This is a genomic window from Paenibacillus sp. FSL L8-0663 (assembly GCF_038008125.1).
Taxonomy (GTDB): Bacteria; Bacillota; Bacilli; order Paenibacillales; family Paenibacillaceae; genus Paenibacillus; species Paenibacillus polymyxa_D.
In genome coordinates this window covers 4476911-4490115 of record NZ_JBBOYM010000001.1, presented here as the reverse complement: position 1 = coordinate 4490115, position 13205 = coordinate 4476911, and the positions used below count along the sequence as shown (strand labels likewise).

At 49.2% G+C, this 13205-nt stretch carries 10 protein-coding genes; 7 read left to right on the top strand and 3 right to left on the bottom strand.

The features are described 5' to 3' along the window. Positions 1–79: 79 nt before the first annotated feature. Entirely contained in the window at positions 80–1207 is a 1128-nt protein-coding gene (locus MKY75_RS19780; RefSeq protein WP_029518268.1) for a YheC/YheD family endospore coat-associated protein, read from the bottom strand. A gap of 204 nt (positions 1208–1411) precedes the next feature. Between MKY75_RS19780 and MKY75_RS19775 the strand changes: the two genes are divergently transcribed. Beyond that, positions 1412–2575 (top strand): glycosyltransferase family 4 protein, encoded by a 1164-nt coding sequence (locus MKY75_RS19775; RefSeq protein ID WP_029518269.1) that lies wholly within the window; start codon positions 1412–1414, stop codon positions 2573–2575. A 113-nt stretch (positions 2576–2688) separates the two neighbouring features. Next, entirely contained in the window at positions 2689–3471 is a 783-nt protein-coding gene (locus MKY75_RS19770; protein WP_340886313.1) for a WIAG-tail domain, read from the top strand. Between the two features lie 130 nt (positions 3472–3601). Here the strand turns inward: MKY75_RS19770 and MKY75_RS19765 are convergent, their stop codons facing one another. Both MKY75_RS19765 and MKY75_RS19760 read right to left on the bottom strand, forming a co-directional pair. After that, a complete protein-coding gene (locus MKY75_RS19765) occupies positions 3602–5401 on the bottom strand; it encodes a M4 family metallopeptidase (protein ID WP_340886312.1) in 1800 nt (599 codons plus the stop codon). Between the two features lie 468 nt (positions 5402–5869). Beyond that, positions 5870–7648 carry a M4 family metallopeptidase gene (locus MKY75_RS19760; protein WP_069012639.1) on the bottom strand — a complete coding sequence of 593 codons (1779 nt, stop codon included), beginning with the start codon at positions 7646–7648 and terminating at the stop codon, positions 5870–5872. Positions 7649–8207: 559 nt separating this feature from the next. Here MKY75_RS19760 and MKY75_RS19755 point away from each other — a divergent pair. From MKY75_RS19755 to MKY75_RS19735, 5 genes are all read left to right on the top strand, one after another. Next, positions 8208–9137: a glycosyltransferase family 2 protein gene (locus tag MKY75_RS19755; protein ID WP_069012640.1), complete on the top strand. Its 930-nt coding sequence runs from the start codon at positions 8208–8210 to the stop codon at positions 9135–9137. Next, the gene (locus MKY75_RS19750; protein ID WP_340886309.1) at positions 9134–10069 is read left to right on the top strand and encodes a glycosyltransferase family 2 protein; all 936 of its coding nucleotides are present in this window, start codon (positions 9134–9136) and stop codon (positions 10067–10069) included. Before MKY75_RS19755 ends, MKY75_RS19750 begins: the two co-directional genes overlap by 4 nt. Continuing rightward, positions 10066–10866, top strand: coding sequence for a glycosyltransferase family 2 protein (locus MKY75_RS19745; protein WP_069012642.1), 801 nt, complete (start codon positions 10066–10068; stop codon positions 10864–10866). The genes MKY75_RS19750 and MKY75_RS19745 overlap by 4 nt, the downstream gene beginning before the upstream one ends. Continuing rightward, the gene (locus tag MKY75_RS19740) at positions 10863–11594 is read left to right on the top strand and encodes a sugar phosphate nucleotidyltransferase (RefSeq protein ID WP_029518275.1); all 732 of its coding nucleotides are present in this window, start codon (positions 10863–10865) and stop codon (positions 11592–11594) included. Before MKY75_RS19745 ends, MKY75_RS19740 begins: the two co-directional genes overlap by 4 nt. A gap of 72 nt (positions 11595–11666) precedes the next feature. Then, positions 11667–13121, top strand: coding sequence for a glycosyltransferase family 2 protein (locus MKY75_RS19735; protein ID WP_340886308.1), 1455 nt, complete (start codon positions 11667–11669; stop codon positions 13119–13121). Positions 13122–13205 lie beyond the last annotated feature (84 nt).

Here is a 13205-nt window from a genome sequence, read left to right as displayed (position 1 = left end):
CCCTTGTTCATTTCCGAGCCGTCTTGGCCGGAACCTGTCCGGCCGCTCTGAACTATATTGACACAGAATGTGACGTAAATCAATACAGTGGACGGCCTGGTGAACGTTCGGTATCTGACGAAGGCATCCGTTCGAGAAGCCAACGAGCGTAAGCCATCGGCTGAGTGTATGTTTCTTTCCAGACATTGTGCATGCCAGCCTGGCTGAAGCCATAGCGCTGGTCACGACCGTTGCATTCGATAAAAACAATCTTGCCTTCACGGGTAATTCCCAGATCCAGACCGACATCGGCGAGACGAGGAAGGGTTTGTGCCAGTCGGTGCACGATTTGTAACGAGAGCCGCTCTAGTTCATTCATTAACCGGACTGCGTTCGAAGTCTGAACCGTCTCTGTTTGTGATAACACCTCCAGTAAGGAACGGGCCGTCCCCCCCTGTGCCACATTGGAGACAAAGGTGTGGGAAGGAGCAATTTTAGCGAACATGCCTGTCACACCCCAGATACCGCCATATCCGCGCTGAACCGTCACACGGATATCAAACGGACGATTGTTGTACAAAGCAAGCGGTATGGTTTCCTGTACGATATGAGGCACATGCAGCAGTCGTTTGTGTAGAAATAACGGGAGTTCTCCGACATGCAAACGTAGTGTGGACCAACGCTCAGGTATAGAAGGATGTGCACATTGCAAAGTCCAGCCTCCGCGGGAATGCCGCAGACGCATAATTCCTCTACCCACGCTACCGCTACTGGGTTTAATGACAACATCTCCGGTTTCCTCCATTAAGGTATGGATGGAGGAAAGGTTGCCTTGCAAGGTTTTGGGGAGGTGGATGCGTAGCAGAGGGTCTTCCTGCAGAATTGCATGTATATGGTCTTTGGGGAAACGGTTTTGTTCATTAAAAATATAGTATCCCTTTTGTACAAGCTTGTTGATATCTCTAGCATTTTCATTTTGCCGATAGAGAGTCCGATTGTGGATGACCGGCGGCAACGGAAGAGTCATTTGCCGATACTCGTTGCCGTGTTTAACAAAAGCCCGGCATGTTCCGGTCGCTATATGAATATCCTCCAGACGAAGAAAGCAGGGGATGAGCTCGTAGCTTAACCCGGCGTCCTCGTAATTGGCGATGGATTCATATCGCGTCCTCATGGCGGGAATGCCCCGGTAGGTTGCCGGGTTGAGCATGACGCCGACATGCAACATGAGTATGTCCGCCCTCCTTGTAGCACTCCAACTGATCATACTGTGATTGTAGTCCATCATATGTATCAAAGATCGGCCAGGCATGGACGCTAGCCTTGCGGTAAGCCCAAAGTTAGAAGCGAGGCACCTTTCAGGGAGGCAGACGATATTATACAAGATGAGTGTTGCAGAGTGTTGGAATAAGGTCAGAAAGTAGGTGTGGTGATGCAGAGGCCGAAGGTAGCAGTTGTTACACCGGGCTCCTTTGTTATACCTTCGCCCCGCAGCAGTTCTGTGGAGCGGGTAATTGCCCGCATGGTACCGCTGGCTAGTCATGAGCTTCAGGCGCAGATCTATGGCATAAAGGGAGCAGAGGCATCGGATCATGGCGATGTCGACGGAATTCCCTGTATGCGTTTTACGCGGGGAGCAGGTTATATTTCTGAGGTGATTGCCGATTTAAAGAGATGGTCACCAGCGGTAGTAGATGTACACAACCGCCCGGCAGTTGCGTATGCCATTCGCGAGGCTTTGCCCAATAGCCGAGTTGTGCTGACTTTGCATTCGACCACGTTCATCCGGGAGCCTCACCTTGAACGGAAGGACATGGGTAGGCTACTGGCATCAATGGATCGCATTATTGTGAACAGTGCGTATTTGGGAGCAATCGTAGCTTCTGACTGTTCCGAAGCAGTCAGGAAACGCATCGTCGTAAACAAGCTGGGTATCCATCCTGGCGATTTCCTGCCACGGTGGACTCCAGCAGCAGAAGCGGCCAGGTCGGCGCGATTGGACGATTTCGGCTGGTCAGGCCGCCAAATCGTATTATTTGCGGGCAGACTGATGCCAGGGAAGGGCGTTCACCGGCTGCTCAAGGCCCTGCGGCATGTCGTCCGCGCCTGCCCGGGCGTACTGCTGCTCATTGCAGGTAGTGCCTATTACGGGCATGACCGCCTCACGCCGTATACGGCGTCGTTGCATCGGCAGGTGCGTAAACTAAGGTTGGGGAAGCATGTGCAATTCCTAGACTATGTTCCGCATCCAGCATTGGCCTCGCTATATCAGCTAGCCGATGTGACTGTTGTTCCTTCAGTGAAGGATGAGGCCTTCGGGCTGGTCAATCTGGAAGCTATGGCGGCAGGAGTGCCGGTGGTCGCTTCACGAATCGGCGGTATTCCAGAGGTAGTACAACACGGCGAGACAGGCTGGCTTGTGTATCCGTCTCACGGTGAGCAGGAAATGGCCGATGCCATCATCAGGCTGCTCCAGCAACCTGACTTGCGACGACGGATGGGAGAAGCCGGACTTGGCGAGGTACGGAGACGATTTTTGTGGCAGCACTCAGCACAACGCTGGGCACAAATCATAACGGACTGCGCAACGGAGTGACGCAGGCGCTGTTACGCGCATAGGTTATCTTATAGGCATTAGCCATGATACCCAGCCGGGTGAATGAAGCGGAGCGACCGCTGGTTCACTCCTGTGCCAAAGGAGCGGTCACCATGAACCATCGTACGAACCATAGCCCTAAGGATAAAAGAACAGCGCGACGTAACCCTTCCAATGCGGTTCCCTCCCCCCGTGTTAACAAGGAAAAAGCGGCTTCTACTTCCGGCAGTCCTAGACCGAGCCAGCGCGGGACGGCAACGGTTCCTGCCCCTGTAGAGAAGGATACCTCCGTTCAAGCTGTAGAGGAAGCGGCGTGGAAGAAGCATAAGCTTCCCAAAACGCTAGAGGAAGCGATGCAGATGAATCGAGCATCTGTACTGCTGTTGTCTGTGCCTGAGTCAGATACGGAATGCAGGATGGATAACGATAAACCGTCTATTACGACGGAAGATCAGGCAGAGCAAGATTCATTACTGGAATGTTCCATAACCAGTATTCACATTGCGGAAGGAAGACACCGCCCAAAGCAGCGTGTGATCTTGCCTGAGCAAGATATCGATCTAGCCTTCGATACGGAGAAAGAAGAATTAGACTTGAATGCCATTCACGATGGATCAGCGACCAGTGACGAGGCTTCTGACGATCATATAGCTTCACCACAATATGGGAGCATTTCTTTTCACCTACCCGCACGGGCAGATAGGGGCGAAGTGAGCGTTGTATTTGAGAAGCCATTTATAGATACACAATATGTAATCACTGCCAATGCGAGTATACCGGGAGTGATGGTATCCGTCACACAACGTCAGAGGCATTCGGTAGTACTTACTGTGGAACGCATACACTCGGGACCGATATGTGAAGGGTTGGTCCTTTGGATTGCGATGGGGCAATAATAAGAAGCCAGGAATATAAGTGTCCATAATCAACTTTATACTAGAAAAAAGGCGTCCCATAGTGGGACGCCGTATACATAAAAGGGAAGGGGGTAGACTTGTAATATCGGGGAAGTTTGTATTATTTCACTTATCTCACACCTACAGCGTCAAAAGACTTCATAGCAGAGGTTACGGCTATTGAATTTTCACCATAACTATCTTTGGCCGCTTGGATAACAGCGGCACGCGCGGTGGAGAAGTTAGACGTAGAAGTCAGATAATTGGTGAAGGCATTATAATAAATATATACGGCTGCATCACGTCCGATTCCATCTACCTTGACACCATGGAAGGTGCCTCCTTGTGCCAGTAGATAGTAGGCTTTATTAATAATGCCACTATTAATATGGGCTCCACCATAATCCTCGTTGTTAGGATCAGGATAGAGATTGCTGTAGTGATCGACTTGACCGTATTTGGCAGGATCGGAAAGGGAGCGAATGGCGTCGCCCTTAATATTAGGAGTATAAGCGACTTTGCCGAAATCCCAATTGGTACGCTCAATGTCGTTGCCTATAATATCTGAGATGGCTTCACTTAATGCACCAGATTCAGCGAAATACACGAGCCCTGATGAATGCTCGGTTACACCGTGTGTCAGCTCATGGGCAACAATTTCAAGATCGCTGCTAAAAGGGGCAAATAACGTGCCGTCTCCGTCTCCGTAAAGCATGTGAGTGCCACCCCAGTGGGCATTATTGTAGTTCTTTGCGCCGTAATGGACTGCCGAAGCGATAGCCATGCCATGCCCGTCAATGCTGTCGCGTCCAAATCTATCCTTGTAATAATCGTAAGTGCGGATAGCGTAAGCGTGGGCATCCACCGCAGCAGGATCTTCCCATACGTTATCGGAATCTGTATACAGGGTGCCGGGGAGCGTCTCGGTGTTGTGGACGTTATAAGTTAGGATTCCTTTACCACGAGTCGTATCCTTTAGTTGATACTTCTTGCCCGAGACTGTGGTTTCAAATGTTTTGGTATCGCCGAATACACCGCGCCCTGTGCCGATCACTTCGTTAAGAATGTCATACTTGAATACGATTTTTCCGTCATTAGCGTCAATAAAGTAACGTGTGCGCAGCAGAGTGGGCTGTAGAGTATTAACTTCGGTTACATAGACGAGACGTGTGGAGTCTCCATCGGGATAGATGTACAGTTCTGCTGTAGGGTCCACGCTTGGTTCCAGATTTGCAATCTTGGGAATAGAGGATGCAGGCTCTACCACTTCCAATGTACTGTTCTCCAGTTCAGCTGCTTTATCCAAATCCAAGGAGTCCTTATCAACAGAGATTGAAAATTCATTGTTAGATGCTGTTCCGTAAGTGTCTTTACTTACACTACTTGTACCCTCGTAAGGTTCAGGAACGATTGGGGCGGAGGAAGGGAGAGACTGAACCCGTATAGCTGCATCTTTATAAGCGGTATATACAGCCTCAGTAGCACTGATTTTTGGAGTTGTATTTTCTTTAGCATCGGCTTGTTGATTTTCTGAAATGACAGCTCCCAAATAAGAGGTGATTTGACCAGACTTGTTCACATGGATGGTCTGTTCGGCTCCAAATACGGGAATTCCGTCTACATATTGTTTTAACCGATAATGCTTTGTACCAAATTTGTCACTGGTGCGAACCACGATACGAAATTGCTCGCGCACATGGGAACCGATGTGGGTATCGTCCAGACTCAATAATGTTTTTTGTTGTCGATTTAAAAAGCTCCAGACCAGATTGTCGCCTGTTACCGTTGAAGGAGACTTCCAGTTCACCGTTTGGAATGTTGGCGTAAACTGAGTCGGATCGGGAACAGAATTTTCAGCTGCGGAGGCTCCAGGCGCAATGGCTCCTAATAACATAGCTCCTCCTAGAAGTGAAACCCATACTTTTTTCAATTCATACTCACTCTCCTTAATTAATGTTGGGGTAAAAAACACCCTGTTTGCAGAAGCCTAGCGTCATATATGTAAGTCTTGTTGCTCCTTTGAAACGTGAAGAGGCTGGATAAAAATGACCTTATGTAAAATATTAAGGTTTATTTTTTTTGCAATTTCATCGTCTCGGCTCTGATATTAGCACAGAGGTTGTCGAACGAGAAGATTAATTTTACAAAATACCCCAAAATGAATCTTTAGTCCCTGATTTACGGTTTATTTGTCTTATTTAGTCGAAAATGATCGTAGGGACTCTATGAATATGAAAAGGGCGCCCCTTTGAGGGGACGCCATAAATAAGGGGGGAAGGGGCGCAGACTTGTACACTGCACCCCTATTTTTTCGTCCATTGTATGAGTAGGGCCACATGACAGTTGCACAACGGCAACGGTCTATGGACGAGAATATGAGGATTATAGCGTATATGATTTAGTTTACACCTACAGCATCAAAAGATTTGGCAGCTGCAGTTGCTTGTGCCGAGTTCGCACCGTACAGATCTTTTGCCGCTTGGATCACAGCAGCGCGTGCGTTGGAGAAGTCAGAAGAAGAAGTCAGGTAGTTCGTAAAGGCACTATAGTAAATTTGGACCGCTGCATCGCGGCCAATTCCATTTACAGCTACCCCATGGAAAGTACCACCTTGTGCCAATAAATAGTAGGCTTTATTAATAATGCCGCTGTTCGTATGAACGCCACCGTTATCGGAGCTGCCTTTATACAAGTCGGAATAGTGATCTGGTTGATCATACAGCGTAGGATTTGACATAGAGCGAAGAGCATCGCCTGCAATGTTTGGCGTATAAATATCATCGCCTACAAGCCAGTTTTTACGCTGAATGTCATTGCCGATAACGTCCGAGAAAGCTTCATTTAATGCACCGGACTCTCCGTAATATTCCAAATTCGAAGTATACTCTGTGACACCGTGCGTAAGTTCATGTCCCACTACATCGGGGTCCCCGCTGAAGGCGATAAATGTGCTACCATCCCCGTCTCCATAAGTCATTTGGGAGCCATTCCAGAAGGCGTTGTTGTAGCGGCTACCGTAATGGACTGTCGAACGGAGTTGCAGCCCGCGTCCGTCAATGCTGTTGCGTCCAAATTTAGACTTATAGTAATCATATGTTTTGGCAGCATATGCATGGGCATCCACGCCGGCTGGATCATTCCATACATTATCGGCATCGGTCAAAAGGGTACCTGGGATGCTTTGGCGGTTGGAGGCCGTGTAAGTCACGATACCATTACCGCGTGTTGTATCTTTTAACTGGTAGCTACTACCGGAAGCCGTCGTGTTGAATGATTTGCTATCACCAAGCACACCTTTACCTGTGCCTGTCGCTTCATTAATGATGTCATACTGGAATACGATGCTGCCATCATTGGCATCAATAATGTAGCGAGTACGCAGTGGGGCAGGTTCTAAAACATTGACTTCTGTTACATAAACCAGCTGCAGGTCATCCCCTTTAGGATAGAAGTACAGATCGGCTTTAGGATCTACTTCTGGCTGCAGATTAGCGATTTTGGCAATGGAACTTTTTTCTGTCTCCACCGCTTCAATTTTGCTATCTTTCAAGGCAGACGCTTTATCAAGACTCAGCTCGTCTTTATCAATGGATAGCGTTTTTTCGTTGTTAGCTGCTTCGGCGTAAGTGTCTTTGCTTACACTGCTTTGTTCCTCAGCATCTTTAGAAATCGTATCGTCGGAGGTAGGGAGGGCTTCAATCCGTGCAGATGCTTCTTTATATGCAGTGTAGACCGCTTCAGAAGCGCTGATTTTTGGAGTTGTACCTTGCGTAGCTTCAGCTTGCTGATCCTCAGTAACCACCGCTCCTAAGTAAGAGGTGACCTCACCAGATTTGCCCACATGAATAGTCTGTTCAGCTCCATATACGGGAATCCCGTTTACATACTGTTTCAGCCGATAATGGCTCACACCGGACTTGTCGCTTGTGCGATCAACGATTCGGAATTGTTCACGTACACTAGAGTCGTCCGCACCCAATAACGATTTCTTTTGCCGATTCAAATAGCTCCATACAATGTCGTCACCCGATACCGAGGAAGGGGCTTTCCATTGCTCGGCGTGAAAGGTCGGTGTAAGCTGAGTCGGCCCCGAAACGGAACTCTCCGCTGATGCACCAGACGCGACAGACCCTAACAACATAGCTCCTCCAAGAAGCGAAACCCATACTTTTTTCATTAAAAATTCACTCTCCTCGATTAATGTCAGGATGAATCATCCTGTCTTGAATAAGGCATTGCGCCATTTATGTAGGTCGTGTTGTCGTCTGGAATAGAAGAAAATGGAACATGAAGAGAAATACCGAAGTGTTTTTCATGAAGCGTACGTGAAAAGAGGGTACTGCAGTATGAAGCATGTGGCCTAAAAAGGTGACAAACTCCTCCTTTCCTGTCGTATATAAAGAAAATAGAATAATGGTGGATAATGGAAAAGAATGACTTATGCAAAAAAAACTAATGTTGATTTTTTGAACTCCCATCATCTGGCTCTGATATTAGCACAGAGAATGACAGACGAGAAGATCTATGTCACAAATTTATCCAAAATGAATCTTTAGACCCTAATAACTCACTTATTTAATAGGATTAATAAGTTATGTAAAATAAAGTCGAAAATTGCTATGTCGAAAAGACTCCACGCTTGCCGTTACACACGGCTTTTGGACCGCATAGGTTATGTTGAACTGTCCTAATCATGCTGTCCATCTATACAGCAGGAAGGGAGGTGAGACGGGAGCATGAAGAAGCAGGGAAGAGCTGGATACAAGATCAAACGGAGGCGGCATTCCGGCGCATACTATCATTCTAAGATGTGGCTGCCGTTACGAATGCCGAACATGCATAAGACCCCTGCCATGAGGGAGGTACTCGACACGGAGAGAGGGGCACAGATCGGCGAAGAGCGACCATCTGGACCGTCATCAGTGGGAAAGTTTTTCGTATCTGTCATTATTCCGGCCATGAATGAGCAAAAAACAATCGGAGCTGTGATTCGCGAGGCGCGCCGTGTCCATCCACATACAGAGGTTATCGTCGTTGAGAACGGATCACACGATAGAACGGCGAAGGTGGCAGCAGCGGCGGGAGCTCGTGTACTTTCTTTCCCGGAACCGCTCGGACATGATGTTGGCCGTCGTGTTGGAGCGGAGGCGGCATCCGGACAGATCCTGCTTTTCCTGGATGGGGATATCGTCATTCCCTGCGTTAGACTCCGGCCGTTTATACACGCCATATGTGCAGGGGCGGATGTGGTGCTGAATGATTACCATGGACCTGTGAATCATACGCCCGTACATCCTGTAGTGGAGGCAAAGCATGTATTGAATATCTTGTCGAATCGTGCTGATTTAGGGGGAGCGTCTATGACTGGCATTCCACACGCCATTAGTCAAAAGGCTCTAAATAAAATAGGTCCAAAGCCCTTGGAGAAACCTCCCTTATTTCAAGCTATGTCCATCGCTTCCGGGTTACGAGTGGTGACTGTATATGGAATAGCTGTCGGTAAAATAAATGCGACACGTAAAAAACAGAACGGCAAGGACCCGCTGGCAGGTGTAATTGTTCAGGATCATCTGGATGCCATTGCCTGGCTTACATCGCATCTGGGAACGCGTGCAGGCTTTACGGATTTGGAGCGCAAACGGATCAGAGACGAGGTGAAACTGTGAGTAGACCGTATCGCAGAGGGAAGCGTGAAGAACCGAGCTGGGGGATCAGACGTGTTCAGCGAAAACGAGGAACGACGACTTCAATGCATAGCCGTAGGGTGAGAAAGCCCACACCTCGGGCAACAGGAATGACCAAAGTGACTCCGCCTGTGGAACGCGAAGTTCCGGGAGATATTGTATTACAGGGAACCGCAGCGGCCGTGGTCAGCGCCTGTAATGAAGAGTCAACGATTGACCGGGTGCTGAGCGAGCTGGAAAAACTTCCGCTTACGGATATCATTGTCGTATTGAACGGCTGCACGGACGGCACGCGCTCCACCGTAGCCAAACATCATCCTAATGTGACTCTCGTCAACGTGCCCGATCGACTGGGGCATGATGTTGGCCGTGCAGTAGGCGCGCGTATGACGCAGGCTGATATTGTGCTGTTCGTGGACGGAGATTTGCCGATTTCAGCATCTGATTTGCTGCCTTTTCTCCACGCGGTGGATCAGGGAACGGATGTTGCGCTTAATGATCTGGGCAGACATTTGCCGCCCTATGCCCAGCAAGACAGCGTGACACGGTGCAAAGCATTCCTGAATCGCGTACTGCGCAGGCCGGATCTGGGAGCAAGCTCATTGACCGCCGTACCGCATGCATTATCTCGGCGTTTACTGGATCAGCTTGGCTCAGCCGTGCTTGCCGTACCGCCAAAAGCCCACGCCATGGCAATTCTGTATGGCATGATCGTGGCGGCAGTACATGCTGTTGATGTCATTAAAACGAACCGTAAGCGGACCTTCAATGTTGGCAAAGGGAACGCTATGGAACAGTTGATCGTCGGTGATCATGCAGAGGCACTGACGGCGGTGTTTCAGGTAGCCGGGTATTCCCCGCTCGGGCCTGTTCCAACACGGGTAGACGTTGCCAAAGGGAGGAATGCACAATGAGTCTGACGAGCATCATTATTCCGACTTATAACGGCCTGCATCTGTTAAAGCCGTGTATTGAGGCGATTCGGACACATACGATAGATGTACCGTATGAAATCATTGTTGTGGACAACGCTTCGAATGACGGAACGGATGATTTTTGCGCATCCGAGCGGCTGATCAGCATACGTCTTCCTGAAAACAGGGGCTTTCCAGCAGCATGTAATATGGGGCTCCGGCTGGCTTCGGGTGATCAGTTCGTTATTTTAAACAATGATGTGACGGTTACGCGGGGATGGCTATCGAATATGTTGGCCGCATTGCAGAGCGAAAGCATCGTGGGATTGGTGGGACCGGTGACGAATTGCGTCAGCGGTATTCAGCAGATACACGGCTTGGAAGGAGATTTGGCCAGCTGTCTGAGATATGCGGAGCAGAATAATGTAAGTAATCCCTCCAGGTGGCAGGAGGTTAAGCGGTTGGTCGGATTTTGTTTGTTATTCCGGCGTGATCTGATGGAACGGATCGGATTGCTGGATGAACGGTTCAGTCCCGGACATTATGAGGATGACGATTATTGTCTGCGCGCACGTGTGCATGGCTACAAGCTGCTCATGTGCAACGACTGTTTTGTCTATCACGAGGGGAATGCGAGCTTCTCACGCTCGGAAACTTCCTGGATCGAAGAGCTGATCGAGCGGAACTATCGTTTATTTATAGAGAAATGGAGCATAGATCCCAGAATGTTCATCGAAACTGGAAACGCTGGGGTTGTATGCACTGAACATGCTGTCGAAGGAGGAAGGAAGATATGAAAGGGGTTATTCTCGCAGGAGGAACCGGATCGCGCCTTCATCCGTTGACTACATTACTCAACAAGCATCTGCTTCCGGTCGGCAAGTATCCCATGATCGTATATGGTATCGAGAGGCTGCGACAGGCTGGAATCACCGATATGCTTATTATTATTGGTAAACAATCGGCCGGGCTGTATACCGATTTTTTGGGCAGTGGCAGTGATTATGGTGTCCAACTGACCTACCGGATTCAAGAAAAGGCGGGCGGCATTGCAGAAGCACTCGAACTGGCAAGAAGCTATATGCAGGCAGAAGAGAAATTCACTGTTTTGTTAGGTGATAATTTGTTCAAGGAAGACTTGGGACCTGTGATCGAACGATTCAAGCAACAGCCCCCGGGGAGCGCCAGAGTGTTGTTGAAAAAGGTGGCAGATGCTCGTCGTTACGGGGTACCCGTGTTTGATCCTGAGCGTCCGGAGAGCATTACGCGGATTGAAGAAAAGCCACAGCATCCCCAATCCAAATACTGCGTTACGGGTATCTATATGTACGATACTGCCGTGTTCGATAAGATCCGGCAAATTACACCTTCGGCACGTGGTGAGCTTGAGATCACGGATGTTAACAACTGTTATGCCGCTGAAGGCAAGCTGGAATATGATATTTTACGGCGTTATTGGAGCGACGCAGGAACCTTCGATTCCCTTCAGGAAGCTGGATTGAAAATGAAAGGACTTCTACCTTGATCTCAATGAAACACCATCCTACCGGGCCAGGCATATAGTATAGGCATAATGCCACCCGGAGGAGTGAACGGCATGAAACGCCTGAATATGCAAAGGAAACACAGCAAGCGGCTCGGAAAGAAAGGCTACTGGTCAGGATATAAAAGGGGCCAGGAGCAAGGTAACAGGTTGGGTCAGGCTTCGTTCGGCAAGGTTTTTGAAGGCGTCAGTATTATCATTCCGTCCTGCAATCAGCTTCAACAGCTCCGTGCATGCATTCACCGTATTGAGGAGAATACGAGCCATCCTCACGAAATTATTGTAGTGGACTGCGGCTCGACGGACGGGACATCCACCTATTTGCTCCGTAAAAGCATCGCTGTGCGTTATGCGCTGTTAAAAAAGGATGTGCAAATGATAGGTAGCCTGAATCAGGGGCTGATGATGGCAAAAGGAACAACTATTGTGGTACTGGATCAAAACTCCATGGTGACCCCCGGCTGGTTGGATCGGTTGTTAGGGTGTTTACACAGCGATCCGCGTATGGGTGTTGTTGGGCCTGTAACGAATGGTCCATTCAAAGAACAGCAGATCGAGGTTCCTGATATGAACGAAAATGGAGCACGTCAATTTGCCATGACCTTCAATGTTCCCAAACCGGATGCATGGCGAGAGACCGAAAGCTTGGCTGGATTTTGTTTATTGCTGCGCAGAGAGACACTGAAAAAAACGGGCTACTGGGACGAAGGCTGCCACAGTATTGAGGAGGCCCATGCAGATTGGCTACTGCGTGTGCGTTTGTTGGGGATACGTATGGCAATTGCCGGAGATGCTTTTATCCATTATGAAGAAAGAGATCGGGATACGGTGTATGGTTTTCCTCTAACGACCGAAACGTCAATGGAGGAAAGCAGCCGGAACCGATCCTTTTTTGTACAAAAGTGGGGGGACGCGGATAAGCTGTTCCACAACCTGAAATTCAGTACAGCGGAGACGGACGACCAGATCTCAACAGGTAAGGAAACACACGTATCAGCGGCAAGCTTTTACCCCATCGGAGCGGTTGTTCAGGGACCGTCCGGTGTAGTATTTCGGTTAGAATCGGGAAGAAGGCGGTATTTGCATGGAGTCAGTGCTGCGGGAGGTGAAAACGTGCGCCCTGTCAGATTGTCTCAGCTGGACTTGTTGGCACTTCCCTTGGTAGGGAAGCCGGAGGTCACAGTTTCCGGCAGCACTGATGCACCTGTAGCTGAGTCGCCAGAGGAACCCTTGCCTGTGCTGGCGGCTCCTGAGCTGGGGAACATGTCCATGCTTCCCACACTTCATATCCCGGCCCAACGTAGGCGATGGATCGAGTTACTGTATGCTGAAGGTGGGCAACTGTACCAAATCGGCAACGGTTGGAAAAGACCATTCCTTACCCTCTACGCTGTGATGAGTTGGCGGGCTGAGGACTATCCAATTCAATTTTTGTCCTCTGAAGAATTGTCGGCATTGCCGGAGAAGCAGCCTATTATTGCTCCACCGGTGCTGCACGGGCATCTGTAATGATCTGAATAGGCGCTTTTAGGCGGAACCGACTACTCGCTGCGGCATACGCTGTAGTAGCGGAAAGCCCGTAGGTAATTCGTG